Raw genomic sequence first — 25,012 nt, 5'->3', positions numbered from 1 at the left:
AAGGCAGGATGGTGGGGGATTGCCGCCCTGGGTGTCGGACCCGAGGACAGCTACAAGGACAAGGGCCTGGCCCAGGAAGCGGTGCTCTGGATTCAGGTGACAGACATCCCCTGATGGTGTAGGGTTTTCTTAAAAGATTTTCATTGAAATTTCTTTCACATCCGGCGGGGCAGGCATCCGATGTCTGCCCTGTCCGTTTCTGTCCTGTTCATCGCAGGGGAGAAGAGCCATGAAAAAAAGATTCGCCATCCGCCACGACATCCCCGGTCGCATCCGCATCCATGCCCTGCACCTCCGCCTGTCGGATACGGCGCAAAGGCTTCAGGAAAAGGCCGCTGACCTTGAAGGCATTGCCTGGACCCGCATCAATCCCCGCTGCGCAAGCCTTGTGCTGGTTTATGATCGCCAGAGGGTTTCCAGGGAAGAGATCCTGGCCTTTCTGGAACTTTTTTTCAGCCCTGAACAGAAAACCCCTGAAAAAAATCCGGCTGCGGACAAGCCCGAATGCGTCTGCGTGGAAGAACACGCCGTCCGTAAGGCCTTCACCCGTTTTGCCGCCGTTTCCGTGGTGCTGGGGGGAGTGGTACTGCGCAACGCCTTCCTCAAAACCGCCACCCTGCAGACGGCCTTCAGCCCCCTCGGCCTTGTCACCTTCGCCCTCACCGCTCCTTTGATCCGTTCTGCCCTGAAAAGAACCCGTGAACGACGGCTCACCCTGGACGGTTTTCTCGCCGCAGGCAGCACCGCAGCCATCGCGGCCGGGGAAGCCATGACCGCCCTGGAGATCCTCTGGATCAACGCCGGTGCGGAGCTTCTTTCCGCATGGATTGCGGAACGTTCCAGAAAGAGCATTTCCGCCATTCTGGATCTTACCTCCCACCACACCTTTGTGCTCATCGACGGAGTGGAAGTGGAGCGCCACGTATCCGATCTTCGGGTCGGGGACATTGTCGTTCTGCACACGGGCGAAAAGATTTCCGTGGATGGTGTCATCGTCCATGGTCAGGCCCTCATCAACGAAGCGCCCATCACCGGACGGGACGAACAGGTTTTCCGCCAGGAAGGGGACAGGGTACATGCGGGTACCTTTGTGCGTCAGGGGGTCATTCAGGTGCGGGCCGAGTTTGTGGGCGACAGCACCTATCTCGCACGGGTCATGCACAAGGTGGAGTGTGCCCTGGAAAGCCGGGCTCCCATCGAAGGGGTTGCCGACAGGCTGGCCTCCAACCTGGTGCGGGTGGGACTTGGGGTCACCGCTCTCACCTTCATCACCACGGGCAGCGCCTGGCGGGCCTTTACCGTGCTGCTCGTCATGGCCTGTCCCTGCGCCACCGTACTGGCCGCCTCCACGGCCATCAGTGCGGCCATCAGTGCGGCGGCAAAAAGCCGCATCCTCATCAAAGGCGGACGTTATCTGGAAGAGGCGGGTAAATGCGATCTGGTCTTTTTTGACAAAACCGGCACCCTCACCACAACGGAGCCCGTGCTCCAGGAGGTGGTCACCCGGCCCGGCATCGCAGAAACGGAGCTTCTCCAGCTGGCCTGTTCCACGGAAACCCATAACCATCACCCCCTGGCCCAGGCCGTTGTGGCCGAGGCCGAGCGCAGGGGGCTTGCGCCCCTTCCCCATGAAGTCTGTGAATACCACCTGGGCATGGGCATGCGGGCCGTCATTGACGGTCGGGAAATGCTGGTGGGCAATGCCAAGCTTCTGCGCATGTTTGATGCGGACCCAGGCCTTCTTTCGGAAGAATCCGAAAGGATGAGCCGCATGGGCCTTACGGTATTGCATGTGTTTCAGGATAAAATCCCCATGGGACTCATGGGATTTGCCTCAAAGGTGAGGCCCGAAGCCCGGTGTGTGGTGGAGCGGCTCCGGGAAATGGGCGTTCGCCGCATGGTGCTCATCACCGGCGATGAGGAAAACACGGCAAGACAGCTGGCGGACAGTCTGGGAATCGAGGAGTGCCACGCCTCCCTCATGCCCGAGGAAAAGGCGGAAATCGTACGTCAGGCCATGGCTGCATCCTGGAAAACCATGGTGGTGGGAGACGGCATCAACGATGCCCTGGCCCTCACCCAGGCCGACGTGGGAGTGGCCCTGGGAACAGCGGGGTCTGAAGTGGCCGTGGAAGCGGCGGACATCGCCCTGGCTGCCGATGACCTCTCAGCCCTTGCCGATATCTATGGCTTGAGCCAGGACACCCTCGGCATCGTGAAACAGAATTTCTGGATTGCCACAGGGTCCAACCTGGTGGGGGTCAGCCTGGGTGCGCTGGGGCTTCTGTCCCCCGTTGCCGCAGGACTGGTACACATGGGTCACAGCCTGGGGGTTCTGGCCAACTCCTCACGGCTGCTCCGCTTTCAGAAAAAAAAGGGGGCAAGGCCTTGTGATGCACAGAAAAAACCAGAAATAAAGCTCTGATTTCAGTAATTTTTATTCAGGAAGGGCAAAACACGGGTCCTCTATTCATGGAGCCCGAGGGCCCGCTTTTTTGTATCGCAGCAGCCTTCAGACCCGGGCTTCGCTCCCGCTATGTTGATACCTGAAAAAGATTCCTTCCTTTTTTCATCTGTACAGCTCTTTTGCAGTTCCCAGCCAGGCAGACCGGGTTGAACATCAAGCCCCTTTGTCCCACCCCTCAACCTTAAGGAGAAGAACCGATGAGCCATCAAGAGAGCAGCAAGGGCGGAGTCTACCCTCCCTCTGCCCCGGCCCAGCCGCCATCCGGCAGTTCCGGACAGGGCCATGGTCACATGACAGAACATGCCACAGGTGAGATTTCCCAGGTGGGCATGCAGGGTGCCGCCATGGCGGCAAAATCCGTGCCTCAGGGCCCGGATATGGGCCAGCCCCACTATGCCTCCCAACTCCCCGGTGCCCCCCCCTATCAGGGGGCTCCCATGGCACCCGATGCCATTCAGGCCCGGTATGCCTATGGCGAAAAGGCGGATATGGGGGCATCCCAGGAGCCTCAGGCTCCGGCTGCCAGAGGCGGCGGGGAAAAGGGCGGGGATCAGGCGGCAGGGGGAGGGTGTGGGGAAACCCAAAGCGTCCAGGCCGAGCCCCAGGGCTATCCCATGCCGGGGCAGGCTCCTCAATTCGCACCCCAGGGCTATCCCATGCCGGGACAGGCGCCTCAGTTCGCACCCCAGGGCTATGCCATGCCGGGACAGGCGCCTCAGTTCGCACCCCAGGGCTATCCCATGCCAGGGCAGGCGCCTCAGTTTGCGCCCCAGGGCTATGCCATGCCAGGACAGGCGCCTCAGTTCGCACCCCAGGGCTATCCCATGCCGGGGCAGGCTCCTCAGTTCGCACCCCAGGGCTATCCCATGCCGGGACAGGCGCCTCAGTTTGCGCCCCAGGGGTATCCCATGCCGGGGCAGCCTCCAAAATTTGCGCCCCAGGGTTATCCCATGCCGGGGCAGGCCCCTCAGTTTGCGCCCCAGGGCTATCCCATGCCAGGACAGCCTCCAAAATTTCCCCCTCAGGGTTATCCCATGCCGGGGCAGGCCCCTCAGTTTGCGCCCCAGGGGGCTCCGGTTGCGGAAGAATCCTGCGGCAAGGGAGCCAAGGAAAATCCCGCAGCCAGTGCTGCGGAAAAATCCGGTCACGGAGGCGGATGCTGCAAAGGCTCCGCAGGAACTTCTCCCCATGGTGCTCAGCCCATGCCGGGTTACGCCCCTCCCTTTACCCAGGGCTATGCACCCGGATACCAGGGAGCGCCCTTCTACGGACCGCCCAACAGCGCATCCCAGCAGGAAATGGCCATGCACTACGGTCATCTCTATGGACTCATCCGTGAGGCTGCCAATGGACAGCCCGATATTTCAGGCTTCCTGAACTTCTTCCAGAGCGTCAGCTCCGACTTCTGGAAAGGCGCTCTGGTGGGAACGGGCATCGCCCTGCTCTTCACCACGGATGCACCCAAGGCCATTCTGGCCCGGGGACTTGCCGGACTCTCCGGCGCAGCCTCCGAAAAATCCCATGAAAATCCCCCCCAAACCGACAATGCCCCAAAAGAAGAGGAGGCAGACCTATGAGCCGCATGGATATGCAGAACACAACTCCCACCAGCCTGCACATCGGTGTCGCGCCCAGAGCCTCCCTGGCCATGGGGGTTGCAGGAGCCCTTGTGGGCGGCAGCATCGCAACGGCGAAAAACATCCGCAAAGTGAAGGAAGAGGAAATCACAAAGGATGAGGCCGTAAAGGATGTCTTAAAGGAAAGCGCCACCACGGGCATTGCCACCGCCCTTGGAACGGCTGCGGTCTCTGCGGTGGGCCTGCGGGGAACCCTCTCCCTTCTGGGGCTTGTTTCCGTGACCATTGGCGTGAAGTATCTTGCGGACAAGACCGTTTCCGCCAAAAAATCCTGAATCTTCAGCTTTTTACAGGAGAAGCCCCCATGAGCCATAACAGCACACCCTATGCCTACTATCCCCAGGGCACCTATGCCTACGCTCCCCAGGAATACAATGCGGCCTATGCCTACGGCTACCAGGCCCTTCCCAATTCCTATCTCGTGCATACGGACGATCCCGCCTACTATCCTCCCCAGGCCCCCGGAACCTTTGAAAGCTGGGTGGATTTCCGCAACTCCGGCTACCTCAAGGGCTTTGTGGTGGGTGCCGCCGCAGCCCTCATCCTGACCAACCCCACTGTCCAGAAGGCCCTTGTGGGCGGTGTGGTGAAAATCTGGTCTGCGGTGCAGGGCGGAGTGGAGGAGGTTAAGGAACAGATCCAGGACATCCGGGCGGAAATGAGCCAGAAGGAATCCTGATTTCCATGCCTTCCATGGCGGGGAAATCCCTGCCATGGAAAGCCGGGGAGGGACGGATGCCCCTGCCCAGCTCCGATTTCATACGTGAGGAGGTTTTCATGAATCCCATGGAATATCAGGGAAGAGGACCCGGAGGAAAAGTATCAAGGTCCGCAGAAATCCGGAAAAAAAGGGATGCGGTGAAACTGGGGCTGGCCCTTTGTCTGGGAGCCACCGTGATCACGGGCATGGGAGGTTCCAAAACCTCGCGCCGTCTCCATGTGATCGCAGGAGCCGCCCTGGTGGGCCTGAGCGCCTGGCACCACCTCCTTTATACCCCTAAAGGGAAAAAATCCCCATGACCCGTGTCCGCTATCTGCCGGATGATCCTCCCTTCAAGGTGGTTCACAGTCTGCCGGGAAGGTTCCGGGTGAAAAGCCGGGCTCTCACCAACCCTTCCCTGGATCCGGATTATGTCACAGCCCTCATCGCAGCCCTTCCGGGAGTGGTACAGGTGCGCCTGAACCCAGGTGCGGGTTCCATGGTGGTGAGCCATGCTCCTGCCGCTGACCTGAAGGATGAGGTTGTCCTGCGCCTGAAAACCCTGCCTCGGGAAGCCTTTCTGCCCGAAGGCCGAAGGAGGGGCGGGCCGGATCTTTTTGAGGTGGGCACCCGCGCCTTTGCCGCAGCCCTCACGCCCTTTCTGCCCGGATCCGTACAAGGCCCCTTTTCCTGGTTTCTCGCCCTTCCCACCCTGGTCAACGGCGCGGAAACCCTTGTCACCGAAGGTCTCAAGGTGGAAGTGCTGGATGCCTGTGTACGGCTCATGTCCCTTGCCCGCCGGGATTATTTCATCGGAAACACCGTTGGCGCCATGCTTTCCTTTGCCGCCTACATGGAAGAAAGCACCACCCGGGATGCCAATGACCTGCTCAAAAACCTGCTCCGTCCCCAGGTGGAAAGCCTGAGGGTGGAAAGGGAAGGGGTGGAGGTCTTCATCACTCCGGATCAGGCCAGGGTGGGGGATCGGGTGATCTGCGGCTCCGGAGAAATGATTCCTGTGGACGGCCGGGTGCTTTCCGGAGAAGCGGCGGTCAACGCCTGTTCCATCACCGGCGAATCCGCGCCCATCCACGCAAAACCCGGAGACGAGGTGCTTTCCGGCGGTATCATTGAAGACGGCAGGCTCTGCATTGAAGCCCTTTCCGTAGGTCAGGAAACCAGCATGGCCCGCATTGGAAAGTTTCTTGAAAAATCCCTGCGTACCCAGTCTTCCCGTCAGCGATGGAGTGAAACCCTGGCCGACCGGCTGGTACCCCTCACCTTCGGCGTGGGCATGGGCATCTACCTGCTCACGGGCTCCGCAGCCAGGGCCTCGTCGGTACTGGCCGTGGACTATTCCTGCGCCATCAAGCTCGCCACCCCTGTGGCCGTGCGCACGGCCATGCACAGTGCGGGACAAAACGGGGTGCTGCTCAAGGGCGCCCAGGCCCTTGAAGCCCTGAGCGGTGTGGACACCCTGATTTTCGATAAAACCGGCACCCTGACCCACGGTCTTCTGGAACTGACGGACATCCTTCCCCTGGAAGACTTCACGGAAGAGGCAATCCTCGCCCTGGCCGCAGGTGCTGAGGAGCATTACGGTCATCCCGTGGCCAAAGCCGTGGTACAGGCGGCAAAAAAACGCGGCCTCCCCCTGCCGTCCGCAAGCCAGGTGGACTTCATCGTGGCCCACGGCGTTTCCGCCTATGTGGATGGAAAACGGGTGCTGGTGGGAAGCCGTCACTTCATTGAGGAAGACGAGGGGATTTCCTGTACTGCGGCAGACCTTCATGTGGAGAAGCTGCATACGGAAGGCAAGACCCTCCTCTATCTGGCCCTGGAAAACCGCCTTATCGGGCTCATGGCCCTGCGGGACACCCTGCGCAGTGAGGCGGGCGCCATCCTGAGGGAGCTGAAGGCCAAAGGGTTTTCCCACCTTGTGATGCTCAGCGGGGATCAGCCGAAACCCGCCATGGCCATTGCGGATCAGCTTCCTGAGCTGGATGAGGTTCATGCGGGCCTGAAGCCCGAAGACAAGGCCATGATCATCGCAAGGCTGAAAGAGGAGGGCAGAAAAGTGGCCTTTGTGGGGGATGGTGTCAACGATGCTCCGGCCCTCCTTGCTGCGGATGTGGGCATCTGCATGGCCGAAGGCGCGGATCTCGCCAGGGACACAGCCCAGGTGCTGCTTCTGAAGGACGACCTGAAAGGCCTTGCCCTTGCCAGAAGCCTTGCCCGAAATACGGAAAAGGTGCTGCACAACTCCCTGTGGTCTGCGGTGGGCATCAACTCAACGCTCCTCATCCTTGCCAGCATGGGCCGCATCCGCACCCTCACATCCGCAGCCCTGCACAATGCCTCCACCATCGGTATTCTGGCCTACGCGGCCATGAACAAAGGAGAAAAATAAGAATGCTTTTCACCCTGGATCAGGCCCCCCTTGATACGCCCCTCATCCTGTCCGAGGTCACGGATGCCCTTCTCAGCGACAGGCTGGCCCGCATGGGGGTTTACCCCGGTGACGGACTCATGCGCCTTGACGAAGAGATTCATCTCGGACCTGTCCGGGTGCAGGGACCAAAGGGGGATGTGGTGCTGGCAGGGGGCATGGCCGCCAAGGTGATTGTCCACCACGACGACGGCCACAAGACCCCGGTTCTTGAAATGCGGCCCGGCGAAACCGGCCATGTGGAAGGACTGGTCTGCGGCAGCAGCCTGGCCCATGGGCTTGAAATCCTCGGAATCCGGGAAAACGACAACCTGCGCATGCTGCACCGGGTACCGCCCATGAGTTATCACGCCCTTCTGGAAAGCAGGATGATCCATCTCACCGAAGGAACCGCCGCCAAAATCTGGGGAGAGGTGGACGGAAGCGAAATGCAGTTTGCCATAACGGGCCGGGGTAAGCCCTTTCATGTAAAAAAGCTCCTCGGCGGCAGCCGGGCCCTTGCCATGCTGGAAGGCCTTTCCATTGCAGCGGGAAAAATCCTTGTGCTGGATTCCGTGACTCCGGCCCAGTCCGTTGGCGGCGGCGGCCGTACCCCCATTGTGGTGGCCATGAAAAGCGGCTTGCGCCTTTACCTGCGGCCGGATCAGGCCGGAAGGATTCAAGTGATCCTGGACAGACGGGTTCCCTGAGCCCCTGCCTTACGTATCTTCCCCTGGGTCATAACTCCCGCCGTCCAAAGCATTGTTCCCAATATTCTCCCGGTTCGCTCACATAGGTTCCGGGAGTTTCCTTTTTCAGTACCAGATTTTTCTGACCACTTCTGACGAGTTCCATCTCCACAGGCTATTGAGGAACTCTTATCTTTTATTCAAAATATAAATTTTATAAATTTTTATTTTTTTAACCAGGGCTAAAAAATTTATTGACAAAGAAAAATAGTTGTACGAGTGTCTGCTCTCATACTGGGGAAGGGTAAAGAATTAAGTCAAAAAAGGAGCAGGCTATGTTCAGTTCCAGGAAAAAAAACCGGGTTTTCAAACAACAACAGAATACGGCAGGCAAGGATACTTTTCAGAGACGCTTTTGCGAACTTCTGCTCTGCCTTGCCATGGCAAATCCCTTCCTCATTTCCCCGGCCTTTGCCGAAAAGGCCACGCGGAATGCCGCCGCAGGGGAGGAAAGGGAAGGCCTTGTGACGGAAGAAATCACCGTCATCGGTACCCATCTTGCAACAGATGTGCAGAAATATCCGGGTTCTGTCACCATTCTCAAGGAAGAGGATCTGAAAAGCTCCAGCACGGTGATTGAAGCCATGACCCAGATTCCCGGTGTCAGCACCGGCGGAGACTCCGGCAGGGGCATGGGCCAGCAATTCAACATAAGGGGTTTTGGGTATCAGTCGGAAGACCGCGTGATCATTCTGCAGGATGGGGTTCGTCGCTCCGCCTCCCTTTTCTCCAACCTGGTTTCAAGCTTCCGCTCCGACAACGATCTTCTCAAGCGGGTGGAGGTGGTCAAGGGTGCATCCTCCGTAACCCACGGCAGCGGGGCCATCGGCGGGGTTGTGGAGATGGGCACCAAGGATGCCTATGATTTCCTCACTCCGGGAAGGGATTACGGTCTTGCCACCAAGTTCCGCTATGAGGACAACAACTATCGGGAGGGCTATGTGGCCCTTGCCGCAGCGCCGGAAAACAAGAAATACGAAATGCTGGTCTATGGTAAAAAGGGCAGCCATGGAAACAAGACCCTTGCCAAAAAATATGATGCCGGAAACGATACCTATTCCGACCGCGTGGATGACAAGGAAGATCTCCGGGTGCTCTTCATCAAGGGCGCCTACAATTTCACCGACGCCTCCCGCCTGAGCCTCTCCTACTATGATTTCTCTCAGGATTCCGAAGTCACCTGGCAGAGCCTCTACCATTCCGCATACAACACCACGACCGGACCTGTCATCGGTACCCTGGAACAGCGGGATATGGTTGCAAACTACACCTATCACCCCGAAGACTCCCCCTGGATTCACCTCAATGCAACGGTGTACCGGGCCGATTCCAGCTACGACCGCGGCTATGACTATACCGATGCCAAATCCGTAAGAAACAAGCTCGATTATGAAAACAAGGACGAATGCTGGGGAATCCGGCTTCGCAATCAGATGCGGTTTTCCGGCCTTGGCGCGCAGAACCGTCTTCTCTTTGGCATCGACCATGAAAACCGGGAAGAAGACGCCATCTACGTTCTTAACGAGAAAAAAACGGATTTTGGCTCCATGCCCAACACCTACAAGGACACGGGATACTTCGCCCACCTGGAATCCGCCTTTTTGGATGAAATCCTCATCCTTCAGGCCAGCGGCCGTTTCGACAGCTTTGACCGTGAAGTGACGGGAAAGAGCGGCAGTTATTCCGGGGATCACTTTTCGCCAAGGATAGGGTTCAGCGCCCGCATCTTTGAAGGCTTCAACCTTCTTGGAAACTACTCCGAATCCTTCCGCGCCCCCACACCCCACGAAACCTCCTCGGAAGGCCCCCTCAACCGCCACTACTGGTATCTGCCCAACCCGAACCTGAAACCGGAAGTCGCCAAGGAGTTTGAGGGCGGTTTTTCCTATACCCGCAAAGACACCTTCACGGAAAACGACAGGATTCGCGTCAAGGTCATGTTCTTTGATGGAAAAATTGAGGACATGATCAAGCTGACCCCGGACAATGACAGGCCGAACCCGGATCATCCCATGAATCCGAAGGCCGTCTATGCCACCTATGAGAACGTTGATAAGGTTTCCCGTGACGGGTATGAGATTTCCGTGGCCTATGAGGCTTTCCGGGCGGGCATAAGCTCAGGCTTTTCCCACGTGAATCTGACCGATGATGCCACGGGCAAAAAAACCCCCCAGGCCTTTGCGGACAAAGCCACCCTCAGCGCCTATGTCCGCCCTCTGGACAGTCTGAAAGTCAGCACCACCGTCACCCACTGGCTCAAGCCGGATCAGAATCCGGAAACCCTTGTGAGCGGGGGCCAGACCTACTGGTACGCGAGAGACAGCTACACCCAGGCCAATTTCCTTGCCGCCTGGACACCTGAAATTCAATCCCTGAATCTCTTTGCAAGGGATCTTGAAGTCCTTGTGGGCGTGAACAATGCCTTTGATCAGGCCTATATCAATGCACGGGATGTGGAAACCACCTCCCGTGTCGGCAAGGGCCGGAACATTTTTGCCAGCGTATCCGCAAAATTCTGATCTGCATGGATTGCAGGTCAGCCTGAGAAAGGGCATGGATTCCACAGCCGACTTATTGGTCATCCGCAGCGCTATGCGGCAGATGAGGAAAGCTGACCGGCCGACACCCCAGGAAAAGGACAAGGCGTATGAAACCCTGAAAAAGATTCATGCGCCTTGTTTTTCTGATACGGATTCTTCGTGAAAAAGTACTTCTCAAAGCCGTTTAACGCCTTGATCCCTGAAAGATTGATTTTTTGTAAATCGGCTGAATATGTCACAAAGGTTACTCGTCATGGCTGAGGCAGAGTGGCAATCAGATACGCCAAAACCCCTGCACCATGAAAGGGATGCAGGGGCTTTACGGGTATGAATCAGGAATGGATACGGAAACTCCCGGCATGAAGAAAAAGACTTTTGCCTGAATCTGGCCGATGATTTCCGGCCCAGACCTCACTCTCCCTTCACCACAAGATAGACATCCCTTGGACTGAGACCATTGGCCCTGGCGATGGCAGCCAGGGTCTGGTCCGGTTTACGCAGGGAAAGCCCTCTCTCCCTTATTCTCTCGAGAGCCGTTTCCAGGGGAATTCCCTCCCTCTGGCAGATTTCCTTTAAGCTTGCGCTGTCCGCCCTGGGAAAGGGAGGCAGTCTGTCCTCCGTAATCCAGGCATCCTTGACCTGCTCCACCCCATTCATGAGCCAGGATACGGGCGGAGTATGGCTCAGAGACGAGAATAAGAAAAAGAGTGTCAGTACAAGGGCTCCGTAAAATTCCCTGGAAAGCCCCTTTCCGGAGTCGCCCTCCATCTTGTCCCTTTTTTTGAAATAGGAGACAAAAAGCTTCCAGTTGTAGGCCACAAGATGCAGAACCCCGGCAAGGAGGATCAGAAGGGAAAAGGCCACATGCATGGCCTGCCAGGCCTCCCTTTCCACGCCCATGAGCTGCCAGCCGGTCCAGTGGATCTGGCGTCCGTGGGGCATGATGGCGAGGATGATGCCGCTGAAGGTGGCAAGGATGAAGGTGAAGCAGAGACAAAGACTTGTCCATTTTTTGATACTGAAGGTTTTCAACGCTTTTTTTCCTTTCCATAAGATCCGCATGTCCGTAAGAATTTTTCAAAAAAACCTCTTCGCCTAAGGCTCTCCATCCGTTATCAGGAGATAAATTTCCCTGGCGCTGACCCGGTTATCCCTTGCAATGAAGGCGATGGACTGCTCCGGTTTTTTCACCTCAAGACCCTTTGCACGAATTTTCTGCATGGCCCTGTCCAGGGGAACTCCCGTCCGCTGACTGATGTCCCGGATGCTGAGGATTTCCGCCATGGGAAAGGGGGGTCTGGTTTCTTCGGAAACCCAGGATTCCTTGGTCGAATGCATACCTGCCATCAGCCAGGAGGCCGGAGGCAGGTCGGTAATGGCGGAAACAAAAATGAGGGCAAAAAAAAGCAGGGCCGCAAAAAACTCCATGGAGGGTTTTCGGTCTGCCCTTCCTTTGAAGTAGGAGACAAAAAGCTTCCAGTTGTAAGCAAGAAGGTGCAGGGTTCCCAGAACCAGAATGAGGATGGCGAAGGGGAGATAGAGGGTTTCCCATCCCTCTTTGGTCAGCCCCATGAATTTCCAGTTCAGCCAGTAGGCGATTCTGCCCGGTGGCATGATACAAAGCACAATCCCGCTGATGCTGGCGGTGATGAAGGCGAAAAAGAGGGTCAGGCTGGTCCATTTTTTAAAACTGAAATGCGTCATGGATCTCTCCGGAAAGAAAACAGTACGTGAAAGAACCTGAAGTCTCGTGTTCAGACCAGCCTTCAGGTTCTTTCCTGGTGTGTTGTTTTTTTATCTTCTGCCAGGGCCTGTGGATGGAATCTGTTTTCAGAACGTAAACTTCATCCCCGCCATCCAGGCCACACCGTCAAGCCGCCATTCATCCTCTTTGGCCTTTTCATCGGTAAGATTTTCAATACGGGTAAAAACCTCCATCTGCGGGCTGGCCTGCCAGGTTACGGCAAGATCCAGGGTGCCATAGTCGGAAAGGGTTTTTCGCTTGTTACCGTCCATCATGTCCCGCTCTCCGATCCAGGAACCCGTAAGGCGAAAACGCAGATCCGGACGGGAAAGGTGATAGTCGAGATCCAGGCCCGCCCGGTGCTCCGGCCTTTCAAGAAGCCGTTTTCCCGTGCTTTTGTCTTCGGTTTCGGTGTAGCTGTGGCTCAAGGTGGCCCTGAATCCCTGAAAAGCCCGCCAGGAGAGGCTCCACTCCACGCCCTGGGTGAGGGCTTCACCGATATTGGCGTAGGTCTCAAGCTTTGGATTCTGCGTGTAATCCACAGGAACCGTTACAATGAGATCCTCAATCTCGTTGCGGAAAAAGGAGGCCCGGAACAGAAGGCTGGAGGTGGCTTCCCAGTCCAGCCCCGCCTGCCAGGAGAGGGACTTTTCCGGCTTTAAATCCGCATTGGGCTGCACAATAAACTGACGCTTGTTCCGGGGCATTTCCGCATATCTTTTCTGAAGGGAGGGTGCGGCAAAGGCCGTTCCCACGGATGCCCGCAGATGCAGGGTGTCTTTTGCCCGAAACACAAGGCCTGCCTGGGGATTGAATTCCGTATCCCAGTCCTCATGATGGCTGACCCGGCCCCCGAGGGTAAGGAGGGTGCGGCCAAAATCCATTTCATCCTGAAGGTACAGACTGTGCGTTTGCTGATCCGCAGAATCACCGGGAATGCTGTGCGTTCTGTCTTTTACGGGGATATGGGTGGCCTTGTCTTCCACCTTTTCCCCCAGATAGGCATAGCCCGCACTCAGGGTATGCAGGCTGAACATCCCCGATACCCCGGCCTCAAATTCCATGGACTGGGCCAGCTGTTCCAGGGAGCCGTCTTCCCTGCGGTGGTCGTGGGCGATGTAGCTGGCCCGGGTATGCATCCGTGTTAAAGGGCTGGGGCTGAAATCCGCCCTGGCGTTGATGGCGCTTCGCTCCTGAATTCTTTCCTGAATGACGGTCTGCCCACTTTTTTTCTGCGAATCATCCGTCGAGACCTGACGGGTAAAAAGGGGCGTCAGACTGAGCTGAAGGGTATCGGAAGGCTTGTGGTGAAGGGTTGCGGAAAAGGCCTCCCAGCGACTCTCATCCTTGGGCTGGGTGATGCCGTCATCCTTGCGGTGGGTATAGTCCATGCGGATACCGGAGTTTTCTGTTCCGTAATCCGCACCAACATGTCCCCGGAAACGGTTGCTGCTGCCTGCGGCCACCCCCGCGCGAAGGGCTGTGCCCTCCTTTGCCCTTTTTGTGAAAATCTGCACCACACCGCCCAGGGCATCACTGCCGTAAAGGGCGGAACCCGGCCCCTTTACAACCTCGATGCGCTCTATGGCTTCCACGGGAATGCTGGCAATGTCCACCACGTCATTGCCACCGATGAATCGCTGTCCATCCACCAGCACCAGGGTATGATGGGCATCCAGCCCCATGAGCCGCACACTGCCGCCTCCACCCCAGGAGCCTGTTCGCTCCACCACCTGCAAACCGGGAACTTCCCTTAAAAGCACCTGAATATTCTGGGGCTGACGCGCGGCAATCTCCTCTGCGGTGATCACATAGGTGGGCCGGGGCGTATCCGAAAGGCGCTGCTCCGTACGGCTGGCACTGACCACCACCTGACCCAGTTCCGTATCCCCTGCCTCCCTGGCCTGAAGTCCACCTGCGGCCAAGAAAAAAAGAACACATAACATTCCGGATTTGAAAGAGCTTCGGCCCATTTTCCCCTCTCCTTTAGTTACATTTGCAAAGATCCTGAAAAAAAAGCAGGAATCCAGGTATTCCGGAATGCCGACGCTGTTTCAGGATATGGCTCATTATTCGGAGAGTGATAATCCGGAATTTTTTTAGTGTCAACAACAACTACGTCACAGCTAAAAAATATCTTTTTTAAACTTGATTTCGGAAGGATTCAATAATATGTAAAATTAAATTTTTCAAAATAGACCTAAAAAACTATGTTTGGAGAATAAAAAATGAAGAACCAAGGACCAGCCAGAAGAGGTGTTCGCATTGAACGGATCTTCTGCCTTTTCCTTCCCCAGGATTGACAACCAGAGAGCAGAAATATCCGGAAAGTCTCCGGCTCAGGACTTCATTGAATCCATTCGTGACGAAAACCCAAAAAAGGAAACACGCCATGACATCCATCCGTTTACGCAAAACCCTTCTCACCATTGCCCTGCTCTGCCTCTGCTCGGCCCCCCCCCTCCTTGCGGAGGAAGTACGGCAATATCCGGAAAGCCTTAAAAACCTTCCGCCCCTCACCGCCATGCAGAATGGGGAGATCCGCATCATCCACCTCACCGATGTACTCGATTTTTATAAAAAAACCTGCCCAGGTACCGTTTTGAGCTTCATTGCCATCCGCTACGGCATTGACACCCTTTTTGGGGAAGATACACCGGATCTGGACGATCTCGTGGTCATGAGCCGTATCGGTGGCGGTCCTCTGGATACCCTGGATTTCATCCTCAAGGGAGGTAACCCCGCCAACCGCACCTGGCCGCCTGCGGGTCTGGACAGCGGCATGGAAAACTATGTACTCCAGTTTTATCGCAAATCCACCCTGCAGGGGATTACGGTCAGCCTGAGAAAGGACATTGCTTCCACAGCGGATTCCTATTGTTCATCCGCAGCCCCCGCTGGGGAGGTGGAGCAGCAGCGCCGCACGGCCCTGAGGCGTTATATTTTCCAGACTCTGCCCCAGAATCCTCCATCAGAGGCCTTTGAAACCAGTGGCGTTTTCACCTTTATTCCCTGGGGCAATATGACGGAGCCGGAAATGAAACGGAATATCCGCAACCAGCGGAGAAAACATGCAACCAGCCAGGAAGGCTGAAAAAAAATACCTTTCCATCCCATAAACAGCACAAGGCATCTGCCCCCTGATGGGCTCAGATGCCTTGTGTTGTTTCCACACAAAAGAGATGCTCAGTTACTCGCTCATATGATGATGGATCATGGCCTTCCTTGTATCTTTGAAAACGGCACCCGGTGATCCATCATCGTTTATCGCCGCTCAGCCCCCCCGTCTTCTCCCCGGATCAGCCCCAGCAGCACTTCCGCAGAAAGTTTGGCGCTTGCGTCCGCGCCCTGAAGGAGGCTGTCCGCCAGATCCCGTTTGTGGGCGTGCATTTTCACAATTTTTTCCTCCACCGTATTCCGGGTGACAAGCCGGTAGATGGTCACAGGCCTCTCCTGACCGATGCGGTGGGCCCGGTCTGAGGCCTGATTCTCCACAGCCGGGTTCCACCAGGGATCCATATGAATCACATAGTCCGCTGCCGTCAGGTTCAGGCCCACGCCCCCGGCCTTGAGGCTGATGAGAAACACATCTCCCTCTCCGGCCTGAAAGGCGGCAATGGATTCCTGACGCTGATCTCCAGGGGTGGCACCGTCGAGATACTGATAGCGGACACCCTTTTTTTCCAGATGCTCCCGCACCAAGGCCAGGTGGCCGAGAAACTGGCTGAAGACCAGGGCCTTGTGCCGGTTTTCCAGAAGATCATCAAGAATTTCCGAAAAGGCGGCAAGCTTGCTGCTGGGAAGAATGATATCCGGGTTCACAAGGGAGCTGTGACAGCAGGCCTGACGGAGTCTTGTGATTTCCGCAAGAATTTTGAGGTGCTTCTGACCGGGCCCGCTTCCCGTATCCTCTGCAATGCGCTCCAGGGCCTGCCGCCTCAGGGCTTCGTAAAAGGCCATTTCCTCGGGGCTGAAATCAATCTCAAGCTGCACTTCTGTCCGTGGGGGAAGTTCCTCCAGCACCTGGGCCTTGGTACGGCGGAGGATGAAGGGCTGGACGAGCCGTTTGAGATCTTTTTTTGCCTGGGCATCCTGATACTTTTCAATGGGAAGGGCAAAGCGCCGGTTAAAGTTTTCGAGGGAACCGAGAAGCCCCGGAACGATGAACTGGAAAAGATTCCACAGCTCTCCTAAGTGATTTTCAATGGGTGTTCCCGTGAGGATGAGCCTGAAGGCGGCCTGAAGCTTCATGGCGGCTCTGGATCGCTGGGTGTCCATGTTCTTGATGGCCTGGGCCTCATCGAGAATGGCCACCTGCCAGGAAAGACCTGCCAGCATTTCCGCACTTTTCGCCTGCTGCATCCGGCCATAGCTGCACACGAGCACATCAAAGGGGCCAAGGGCTTCCAGCTCTTGTTTTCCCGTATCCGCCGTCATGGTCCGGAAGCTGAGGGTGGGCGCAAAGCGCCTTGCCTCCGTCATCCAGTTGCCACATACCGATGTGGGGGCAATGACAAGGGAAGGCCCTTTGGCAGCGTAACGGAGGAGGATGGCCAGGGCCTGAAGGGTTTTCCCAAGGCCCATGTCATCGGCAAGACAGGCTCCCACCCCCCATTCGGAGAGGCGCACCATCCAGTTAAAGCCCTCTTTCTGGTAGTCCCTCAGCTCCGCCCCCAGGGTGGAGGGCAGCTCCGGTGCTGTGTCGCTGACCTTCCGGATGCGGGCCACATGCTCTTCCCAGGCTTTGTCCGTTGTAAGCTGGCCCAGATCCTCGAAAACCCCTTCCAGCGCCAGGGCCGCCATGGGGTGAAAGCCCGTGGCCTTGCCCTTTTTCGTGGTGTAGCGCTCCATCTGACGGAGTCTTTTCTCAAATTCCCGGGTCAGGGCCACAAAGGCCCCGTTTTCCAGGGCGATGAAACGGCCCACCCGTTTTTTGCTGTCCAGGAGATCCAGGAGAGTGAGGGTGAGGGTTTCATCCACAAGGGCAGAACCACTGATGGCAAACCAGTCTTCCTTCTGGCGGATGCCAGCCTTGAACTGTAAAGGGGAAAGGGTTCCCGCCATGCGGAACTTCTGGCCTTCGGGCCAGGCGATGCGGATTTCCTCTTTCTGGGCCTCCAGCTCCAAAAGAAGCTCCAATGCACTTTCCGTATCCGGAAAAATCCATTCCGAAGGATGGCTTTCTTCGGTCTGAAGGCTGGGGCAGGCGAGAATGAGGGTCTGCCTGCGCATTTTTTCCTCAGCCAGATCCCGTGTGGTCTTGAGCTGGGCTCCCTTTACGGAAGCCACCACATTCCTTCCCCCTTCTCCCGGCGGATAGACCGGGCCATTCTCCCCAAAGGGCTGGGACGCAAGCCCAAGTTTCAGGCCGTCCCCCAGGGGAGAAAGCAGGGCATGGAGACGGGTTTCCGCCGGAACCTCGGTGAAGCCCGCAGCCTCTCCTCCGAAATCAAGGTCGGACTTGATGGGAATATGACCGGCAAGGGTCTCCATCACCTTCTGTACCCTGGTTTCCGCACTCTGGGGCAGATTCATTTCTTTTCCGAGAATGGCGGCCATTTCCCGATACTCCGCATCCAGATGCACCACCCTGAAGCGGGCAGGCGTTTCAGAAACCAGAACATAGGAGAAGGCATCGTGAAGGGGATGGGGAGGGGGCGAAAGGGAAAGGGAGAGGCTCCCTTTGTTTTTTCCACCTTTTATCTTGGAAACAATGAGCTCAGGCTTTCCCGCCACCAGTTCAATGGGCGTGCCGTCCTCTGCTTTGAAGAGATGGGGATGATCCGTAAGTTCGGGCAGCACCCTGACATTAAAATGATAGCTTGTCTTGGTGGTGCCGTACCAGCTGGAACGGACATAATCGCTTTCAATGTGTTGGCAGATGCGCCTGTCCTGCAAGGTGAGGTAGGAAAAGGTTTCGGGTTCTTCCGCAAGGCGTTTTAACGCCACAGCCCTTCCCGCAGTCCAGCCCTTTCCTGTTCTTTTCTGCTCTTTGGGCGCAATCTCACAGGTTCCCGCAGCACTGATGCTGACAAACCAGGCCATGCGGAATTCCGGGTCGGCTTCTTCTTTTTCCTCTCCGTCCGAAGCCCCCTTTTTCCTGTGAATCCGCAAAAGGGCATTGAGGGCGTTTTCCCAGGCGCTGTCTTTCTGGGTGAGGGTGAGGAGAGAGGCCCCCTCCCTTTCTTCCCCGCCTTTCAGCATGAGGATCAGGGCATCCAGTTCCCTTTCGCACCAGCCAAAGCCTTCCTGTTCGGTATGTTTCTTCAGCAGAAGGATTTCCTTGAGCTCTTTGGCCGCCCTTTCCGGATCTGTCCAGGACTGGATGAAGGCATAAAAAAAAGCGGTCAGCCTGTTCGCACCCATCTGTTTCAGGGATAAACTGAAAATCTTTTCCTGAGCCTGAGCCAGGGCCTTTCCCTCCAGAAAAAGAATAAAATGAAGAATTTCATGATAGAGAAAGGCACCTGAAGCACCAGCAGAAAGGATGGCCTCGGTGAGGGTTCGGGCCTTTTCCAAAGAATCTCCGCTTTTTTCCCGGATCAGGGCCAGAAGGCAGGGGATCCCCATGGGATGGGTGAAGAAAATGGTCTTTCGCTTGCCTTTTCTTTTTTTGAGAAGAAGGAGGGCTTCTTCGTAGAGCTGGATGGCCTCCTTGTTTCTCCCTTCGCAAAAGGCCCGCCATCCCTGGAGGCAGAGCTGGTTTTCCCTGTGTTCCGGCCGATGGTTTTTTTCCCAGAGATCCAGCTTTTCTTTCTCATCCCGCAGCAGCCAGAAACTGAGCACCAGAGCCTCAAGATCCATGTCACAGCGGTCTGAGCCTGCCAGTGCAAGGTTTTCCACATAGGGCTGTCGGTTGACACCGCTTTCCAGAGAGAAAAGGGCATGGGTATAGAGAGGGGCCAGGTATTCCGTATGCCAGTTTGCAGGAAGCATGGAAAAAAGCTGGAGATCAAAGGGAGAAAAACAGAGATCTTCCATAATGTCCTGCAGGGAAAAACCGTAAATGAAGGATTCTTTTTTCTTTTGGGTCAGAAAATCGAGGGCCGCATCCCCTCCCTTTTCATAGAGAACAATCCGGGTTTCTGCTGTGAGCCTTGCTTTATCCGTATTGTGATAATCCGTATTCTCCATGTTCAGGCAGGGCCTGAGGGTGTTCACCATGGAAGAAAACCTCTTTTCCGCAAGAAGGATTCTGGCAAGGGCGCGCAGCCAGGGTTTGGTCAGGCAGGAGAGACCCTTTCCAGGCATTTCAAGAATATTTTTGTTCTGAAGCCCTTTAAGAATTTTCTCCAGAATTCCAAACTTCTCTTTGGGTTTTCCCTGAATCCGCAGCTGGGAATGTTTTTTTTCCTCGGGGGACTCCAGTGCGGCAAGGGCTGCCAGGATGACGCTTCGGTTCAGAAGCCTGCAATCAATGGCATGGATTTCCGCCACCCGCCTTTCAAGGGGGGTAAGGCTGTCCAGCAATACCATTTCTTTTTTCAGGTCCGAAAGATCCGTCAGATTATAAAGGTTGAATTTTTCAGATTTTTCGTTCGTTTCCCACTGTGCGGAGAGTGCCATGGGTCTGATCCTTCAGGATATGTGTGATGCCATCGCGACGGAGCTTCTACTCTATTTTTCAAAAAAAAGAGCTTCCCGGATATCCCGTCCAAAACGGCTCTGAGGGCCCGGGCCCGCCGGTTCCGGAATATCTTTTTCGGATCTTTTTGAAGGATTGTCGCAAACATTTCAAGGACTGTCTGCGCCCCAGCGGATTTCCCCGACCCCCATCACCCCCCCTCAGCCTCCTTTTGCCACCCACCTCCCAGCACCTTGTACAGGTCCAGGGCCGCATTCAGACGGCCAAGTCTCAGCTGCACCGCCTGATCTTCGGCCTGGAACAGGCTGCGCTGGGCTTCCAGAAGGGTCAGGAGATCATCGGCTCCTTCCCTGTAGCGCAACTCCGCAAGAAAAAGGCTGCGGGAAGCCTTTTCCACCACATCCTCCTGCAATGCCATCTGACGGGCGGAAAACCCCGCCCGACTCAGGCCATCTTCCACCTCTTTCAAGGCCGTGAGGATGACTTTCCGGTAGGTTTCCACCTGCTCCCTGAGCCTGGATTCTGCAGCCTCAACCTGATTTCTACGCCTTCCCCCATCCAAAAGGGTCTGGGCGATGGCTGCGGAAAGCCCCAGACTGCTCTGGGGTCCGGAAAGGGAGAGAAGGGCAGTGCTGGACAGTCCTCCGGAACCGGAAAGCTGGATGGATGGAAAAAATGCGGCCCTGGCCACAGTGACATTGGCCTCGGATGCGGTGATCTGGGCCTCTGCCCTGGCAATATCCGGTCTGCGCAGAAGAAGGTCCGAGGGCAGATAAGCCCCCACTTCGGGAATTCTCAGATCCTGGAAAGCTTCGGTCCTGACCTGAAAATCCTGGGGTGCACGGCCCACCAGAATGGCCAGAGCGGAAAGCTGCTGAGCGTACTGCTCTTCCAGGGAAAGACAGGTGGCTTCCTGGCTCAGCACAGCCGACTGTTGACGCTTCACGTCCAGCTCCGTGGCACTGCCGTGCCGATATCGGGAATTCACAAAATCGAGAACCCGGTTGGCGATGGCAAGGTTATCCCGGGCAATGTCCAGGCGCTTTTCAAGGGCAAGAACCTGAAAGTATCCGGTAGCCACACCTGCCATCAGACTGAGTCGCACAGCCTCCTCATCATAGGCCGCAGCGCTGAAAAGGGCATCCGCAGCCCGCACATCCGCAGCCACCTTTCCCCAGACATCCACCTCATAACTGGCCCCCAGGGAAAGGGTGGAGGATTCCGTGGAGCCGGTCTTACCTCCGGAAGCCCAGTTTCTGCGCCAGGAGCTTCCGCCGTTGATATTCAGGGAAGGAAAGAGGGAGGCTCCTGCGATGCGCAGCTGGGTTTCCGCCTGAACCACCCGTTCCACGGCCATGGCCATGTCCGGTGATGCGGCAAGGGCCTCCTTGAGAAGATCCTCCAGACCGGAGGAATCAAAGGTCCGCCACCAGTTTTCGTCAGGAACCATCCCTTGTGCATGGATCTCCGCAGACCAGGAAGAGGGCATTGCAGGGGGTGAGGCCAGAGCCTTGGGATCCTTCAGAGCGCACCCCGCAAGAAATCCTGCGCAGGCAAGAAAAAGAAGAAAGGACAAGCCTGGAAAGAATATTTTCCATGTCCGGCAAAGCATCGTTTTCATGCGGATTTTCCCCGTAATCATTCTGAGGCCAGGGCCACCACAGGATCCAGCTGTGCGGCTTTCCGCGCTGGCAGGTAGCCGAACACAAGACCCGTGGCAAAGGCGCAACCAAAGGCCAGCAGCACCGGAGCCGATGTGTACTGCACAGGCGTACCCAGGGCGGCAATGGTCGCAGCCACCCCAAGACCCGCAGCCACGCCGATGACCCCACCCAGAGTGGAAACCACCAGGGCCTCTATGAGAAACTGCTGAAGAATGTTGCGCATCCTGGCCCCCGTGGCCATGCGGATTCCGATCTCCCGGGTACGCTCCGTCACACTCACCAGCATGATGTTCATGACCCCGATGCCGCCCACCAGAAGGGAGATGGCGGCGATGGAGCCAAGAAGAATGGTGAGGGTATTGTGGGTTTCGGATACGGAATCAATGAGAGAAGCCATGTTGCGGATCTGAAAATCCTCCACCCCATGACGGGCCAGAAGCAGAGCATGCACCTCTGCCTGGGTTTCATCCATCCGGCGAACATCCTCCACGGCCACGGTGATATTTCTCAGATGCCTTTGCCCCGTGAGGCGCAGACTGCCCGTGGTGTAAGGCACCAACACCACATCGTCCTGATCCCTGCCGCCGAAACCTGCGCCCATGGTGGCCATCACCCCGATCACCTGAAAGGGAATGCGGTTGATGAGAATATAGGCTCCCAGGGGATCGGAGTCCGGGAAAAGGGCCTTTGCAACGGTCTCTCCTAAAACAGCCACAGTGGCATAGGCGGCCTCGTCCTCTGCCGTGAAAAAGGTTCCCTGGGAAGGCTCCCAGGTTCTTGCCACGCCATAATTCCATGAGGTACCGTTGATTTCCGTCCTGTGATCCATGCCTCCATGGCGCACCGTAACAGATCCGGACTGTTCCGGAACCGCAGCCAGCACATTGGGCACGTCTCCGATGGCGAGTACATCCTCAGCCACAAGGGTAGCAACCTCCCCCCTGCCTCGCATGTTGGGGGCTCCGGGCCTCACGGTGAGAAGATTGCTTCCCATGGCGCTGATCCTTTCCACCACGGTCTGCCGGGCCCCGTCTCCGATTCCCATCATGACAATCACCGAGGCCACGCCAATGACAATGCCAAGAAGGGTGAGAATGGTTCGGAAAATATTGCTTCTCAGGGAACGCACCGCCGTAAGACCGGCTTCCCCAAGCTCTCCGAAAACGGAACCTTCTTCACCCTGCACCACCCGCTCCGGCAGATCCTTTCCCTCCCTCTGGGGTCCGGGATCCGAAAGAATCCGCCCATCCCGGATCTCAATGATGCGATCCGCATGGGCCGCGATCTCATGTTCATGGGTAATGAGAATGAGGGTATGCCCCTGCTCCGAAAGGGATTTCAGAAGCCGCATCACCTCAGCCCCGTTCCGGCTGTCCAAAGCACCCGTAGGTTCATCCGCCAGAAGAATCCGGCCGCCATTCATCAGGGCACGGGCAATGGACACCCGCTGCTGCTGGCCGCCGGAAAGCTGGGAAGGCCTGTGAAAAACCCGATCCCCAAGGCCCAGATCCTCAAGAAGGCGGGTGGCCCTCTCCTTTCTTTCCTTTGATTTCATCCCCGCATACACCGCAGGAACAGCCACATTGTCCCGGGCGCTGGCCGTGGCAATGAGGTTGTAACTCTGGAAAACAAAACCGAATTCCTCCCGCCGCATCCGGGCCAGCTCGCCCTTGTCCAGGCAAGACACATCCTGCCCCATGAAGAGATACCGACCCCGGGTCGGACGATCCAGACACCCCAGGATGTTCATCAGGGTGGATTTTCCGGACCCGGAGCTGCCCATGATGGCCACAAACTCTCCGGGATAAATGCAAAGATCAATGCCGTGGAGCACTTCCACATCCATGTCTCCGCTGCAAAAGGTCTTGGTAACCCCGCAAAGCTTCAGGAGCGGTTCTTTTTCGCTTTTCATCACATCCTCGGCATTCCGGGCATGGGCCCACTCCCCGTACGCGTTGTTTCTTTACGTTCCGAAGCACTCTGCCCCGTAATCACCCGTTCTCCTTCCTCCACTCCGGAAAGAATCTGCACCTGCACGCGGTTGCTCACCCCGGTCTGCACCTCCCGGATTTGCACCTGTCCCTGCCCATCCAGAATCCGAAGATCTGCTGCACCCCTCCCTTGAGATTTTCCGTTCCTTTCAGGCCTTTCACCCCCTGTTTTGGACATCCTCTCCCTTTCTCTGGGGGGTGGGGATGGCATCTTCTGCCTGCCGTCCCCGGCCCTGAGGGCCGATGCAGGCACAAGAAGAGCGTTTCTTGCCGAAGCCACCACAAAGAAAACCTGGGCCGTCATCTGGGTAAAAAGCTCACCCCCGCTGTTATCCACATCAAAAAGCGCGTTGTAGAGTACCACATTGTTTTCCACCACAGGCGTGGGCTCAATGCGCTGCAACTTTCCCCGCCATCTGCGGTTCTGACTGCCCAGGGTGGTGAAATAGGCATCCATTCCCACAAAAAGCCTGCCGATATCCGCCTCAGACACCCGCGTTTCCACGGTCATGGTGGAAAGATCTGCGATGCGCAGAAGGGTGGGGGCCTGCTGGGTGGCGTTGAGGGTCTGGCCCTGGCGGGCGGAAATGGAGACCACGGTGCCATCCATGGGCGCATAGATACGCGCATAACCAAGGCTGGCCTCATCCGCCCGCAGGCTGGATTCGGTCTGTTCAATCTGGGCAAGGAGCATGGCCACCTGAGCTTCCGCAGAAAGCAGGGCGGTTTCTGCATTCTGCGCGGTTTCCATGGTGGTCGCCCCTTCGGCCAGAAGCTTTTTCTGACGTTCGTGATGATTTATGGCCTGCTGGAGCTGGGCCCTGCGATCCTGAAGCTGGGCCTTCTGATACTTAAGCTGAGCCCGGCTGGCATCCACCTTGGCCACAAACAGGGTGGGATCAATCTCCGCCAGAAGATCTCCTTCCTTCACAAAATCCCCCACTTCAACCACAATACGCTGCAACTGGCCTGAAACCTGAGCCCCCACATCCACATAACTTCTGGGCTGAAGCATTCCCGTTGCAGCCACCAGATCTTCAATGGTCCCCCGTTGGACATAAGCCGTGGTCCATTGCGCGGTTTCCTTGCTGCTTCTGACAAAACCGTACCAGAAGGCCAGACTTCCGACGCCAAGAACACAAAGGATCCATAAAACAGACAACGCCCACCGCCGTCCTTTCTTTTTTCCTGCAACCTGCTTCACGGAATCCTCCATACCCTGCGTCAGCCTTTGTTCCAAGGTTTTCCGGAACCCGCAGACACTTTGAAAAAACGGTCAACAAAGCCTTCAAAACCTAAGCTTCCGACGGTTGCTCCTTCTCCGCCAATCCTTTTTCCATTCATAACGAAAAAATATTCCGCCTGAAAAGTAAACTTGGGTAAATTTCTGTAGTCTCTGAAATTTCAGGCATGCACAAGCCCGTACAAAGCGCTTTCCCAAGGGAGGGAAGTCTGCACCCCGTCAGTCGAGATCTCTTTTCTTGTAAAAAACCGCGTACTCGCTGAG

General features: G+C 56.6%; 16 protein-coding genes. 9 read left to right on the top strand and 7 right to left on the bottom strand.

Translation table 11 applies throughout. The features are described from left to right. Positions 1–229: 229 nt before the first annotated feature. From RBR60_RS09720 to RBR60_RS09685, 8 genes are all read left to right on the top strand, one after another. Positions 230–2,425 (top strand): heavy metal translocating P-type ATPase, encoded by a 2,196-nt coding sequence (locus RBR60_RS09720; RefSeq protein WP_320356186.1) that lies wholly within the window; start codon positions 230–232, stop codon positions 2,423–2,425. 239 nt (positions 2,426–2,664) lie between these two features. Next, complete coding sequence (locus RBR60_RS09715; protein ID WP_320356184.1) at positions 2,665–4,044, top strand: hypothetical protein; 1,380 nt, start codon at positions 2,665–2,667, stop codon at positions 4,042–4,044. Further along, positions 4,041–4,379: a hypothetical protein gene (locus RBR60_RS09710; RefSeq protein ID WP_320356182.1), complete on the top strand. Its 339-nt coding sequence runs from the start codon at positions 4,041–4,043 to the stop codon at positions 4,377–4,379. The genes RBR60_RS09715 and RBR60_RS09710 overlap by 4 nt, the downstream gene beginning before the upstream one ends. Before the next feature lie 29 nt (positions 4,380–4,408). Beyond that, positions 4,409–4,783, top strand: a complete 375-nt coding sequence (locus RBR60_RS09705) for a YtxH domain-containing protein (protein WP_320356180.1) — start codon at positions 4,409–4,411, stop codon at positions 4,781–4,783. 98 nt (positions 4,784–4,881) lie between these two features. Continuing rightward, positions 4,882–5,124, top strand: coding sequence for a hypothetical protein (locus RBR60_RS09700; protein WP_320356178.1), 243 nt, complete (start codon positions 4,882–4,884; stop codon positions 5,122–5,124). Beyond that, entirely contained in the window at positions 5,121–7,214 is a 2,094-nt protein-coding gene (locus tag RBR60_RS09695) for a heavy metal translocating P-type ATPase (protein ID WP_320356177.1), read from the top strand. The genes RBR60_RS09700 and RBR60_RS09695 overlap by 4 nt, the downstream gene beginning before the upstream one ends. A 2-nt stretch (positions 7,215–7,216) precedes the next feature. Continuing rightward, positions 7,217–7,942, top strand: a complete 726-nt coding sequence (locus RBR60_RS09690; protein WP_320356175.1) for a hypothetical protein — start codon at positions 7,217–7,219, stop codon at positions 7,940–7,942. A 314-nt stretch (positions 7,943–8,256) separates the two neighbouring features. Beyond that, positions 8,257–10,500 carry a TonB-dependent receptor domain-containing protein gene (locus RBR60_RS09685; protein WP_320356173.1) on the top strand — a complete coding sequence of 748 codons (2,244 nt, stop codon included), beginning with the start codon at positions 8,257–8,259 and terminating at the stop codon, positions 10,498–10,500. A 432-nt stretch (positions 10,501–10,932) separates the two neighbouring features. Here RBR60_RS09685 and RBR60_RS09680 read toward each other — a convergent pair whose 3' ends face one another. From RBR60_RS09680 to RBR60_RS09670, 3 genes are all read right to left on the bottom strand, one after another. Continuing rightward, positions 10,933–11,553 carry a DUF4405 domain-containing protein gene (locus RBR60_RS09680; RefSeq protein WP_320356171.1) on the bottom strand — a complete coding sequence of 207 codons (621 nt, stop codon included), beginning with the start codon at positions 11,551–11,553 and terminating at the stop codon, positions 10,933–10,935. 63 nt (positions 11,554–11,616) lie between these two features. Continuing rightward, positions 11,617–12,225 carry a DUF4405 domain-containing protein gene (locus RBR60_RS09675; RefSeq protein WP_320356169.1) on the bottom strand — a complete coding sequence of 203 codons (609 nt, stop codon included), beginning with the start codon at positions 12,223–12,225 and terminating at the stop codon, positions 11,617–11,619. A 126-nt stretch (positions 12,226–12,351) separates the two neighbouring features. Next, positions 12,352–14,238, bottom strand: coding sequence for a TonB-dependent receptor (locus RBR60_RS09670; RefSeq protein ID WP_320356167.1), 1,887 nt, complete (start codon positions 14,236–14,238; stop codon positions 12,352–12,354). 419 nt (positions 14,239–14,657) lie between these two features. Here RBR60_RS09670 and RBR60_RS09665 point away from each other — a divergent pair, with 419 nt between their 5' ends. Next, positions 14,658–15,359, top strand: coding sequence for a hypothetical protein (locus RBR60_RS09665; protein WP_320356165.1), 702 nt, complete (start codon positions 14,658–14,660; stop codon positions 15,357–15,359). A gap of 170 nt (positions 15,360–15,529) precedes the next feature. On the opposite strand, the gene RBR60_RS09660 is transcribed toward RBR60_RS09665, so the two are convergent. From RBR60_RS09660 to RBR60_RS09645, 4 genes are all read right to left on the bottom strand, one after another. After that, a complete protein-coding gene (locus RBR60_RS09660; RefSeq protein WP_320356163.1) occupies positions 15,530–19,831 on the bottom strand; it encodes a DEAD/DEAH box helicase in 4,302 nt (1,433 codons plus the stop codon). Positions 19,832–20,040: 209 nt separating this feature from the next. Next, on the bottom strand, positions 20,041–21,471 hold the full coding sequence (locus RBR60_RS09655) for an efflux transporter outer membrane subunit (RefSeq protein ID WP_320356161.1): 1,431 nt from the start codon (positions 21,469–21,471) through the stop codon (positions 20,041–20,043). A gap of 17 nt (positions 21,472–21,488) precedes the next feature. Then, complete coding sequence (locus RBR60_RS09650) at positions 21,489–23,426, bottom strand: MacB family efflux pump subunit (protein ID WP_320356159.1); 1,938 nt, start codon at positions 23,424–23,426, stop codon at positions 21,489–21,491. Continuing rightward, positions 23,426–24,709 (bottom strand): efflux RND transporter periplasmic adaptor subunit, encoded by a 1,284-nt coding sequence (locus RBR60_RS09645; protein ID WP_320356153.1) that lies wholly within the window; start codon positions 24,707–24,709, stop codon positions 23,426–23,428. The genes RBR60_RS09650 and RBR60_RS09645 overlap by 1 nt, the downstream gene beginning before the upstream one ends. Between the last annotated feature and the right edge of the window lie 303 nt (positions 24,710–25,012).

Source organism: Desulfobotulus sp., assembly GCF_034006065.1.
Lineage (GTDB): Bacteria > Desulfobacterota > Desulfobacteria > Desulfobacterales > ASO4-4 > Desulfobotulus.
The sequence above is the reverse complement of the archived record's forward strand: the minus strand, read 5'-3'. Positions and strand labels throughout refer to the sequence as shown.

Coding starts and splice junctions, on each gene's coding strand:
- RBR60_RS09665 (WP_320356165.1), top strand. CDS start 14,658: ATGACATCCATCCGTTTACGCAAAACCCTTCTCACCATTGCCCTGCTC.
- RBR60_RS09720 (WP_320356186.1), top strand. CDS start 230: ATGAAAAAAAGATTCGCCATCCGCCACGACATCCCCGGTCGCATCCGC.
- RBR60_RS09655 (WP_320356161.1), bottom strand. CDS start 21,471: ATGAAAACGATGCTTTGCCGGACATGGAAAATATTCTTTCCAGGCTTG.
- RBR60_RS09685 (WP_320356173.1), top strand. CDS start 8,257: ATGTTCAGTTCCAGGAAAAAAAACCGGGTTTTCAAACAACAACAGAAT.
- RBR60_RS09710 (WP_320356182.1), top strand. CDS start 4,041: ATGAGCCGCATGGATATGCAGAACACAACTCCCACCAGCCTGCACATC.
- RBR60_RS09705 (WP_320356180.1), top strand. CDS start 4,409: ATGAGCCATAACAGCACACCCTATGCCTACTATCCCCAGGGCACCTAT.
- RBR60_RS09670 (WP_320356167.1), bottom strand. CDS start 14,238: ATGGGCCGAAGCTCTTTCAAATCCGGAATGTTATGTGTTCTTTTTTTC.
- RBR60_RS09675 (WP_320356169.1), bottom strand. CDS start 12,225: ATGACGCATTTCAGTTTTAAAAAATGGACCAGCCTGACCCTCTTTTTC.
- RBR60_RS09715 (WP_320356184.1), top strand. CDS start 2,665: ATGAGCCATCAAGAGAGCAGCAAGGGCGGAGTCTACCCTCCCTCTGCC.
- RBR60_RS09700 (WP_320356178.1), top strand. CDS start 4,882: ATGAATCCCATGGAATATCAGGGAAGAGGACCCGGAGGAAAAGTATCA.
- RBR60_RS09650 (WP_320356159.1), bottom strand. CDS start 23,426: ATGAAAAGCGAAAAAGAACCGCTCCTGAAGCTTTGCGGGGTTACCAAG.
- RBR60_RS09690 (WP_320356175.1), top strand. CDS start 7,217: ATGCTTTTCACCCTGGATCAGGCCCCCCTTGATACGCCCCTCATCCTG.
- RBR60_RS09660 (WP_320356163.1), bottom strand. CDS start 19,831: ATGGCACTCTCCGCACAGTGGGAAACGAACGAAAAATCTGAAAAATTC.
- RBR60_RS09695 (WP_320356177.1), top strand. CDS start 5,121: ATGACCCGTGTCCGCTATCTGCCGGATGATCCTCCCTTCAAGGTGGTT.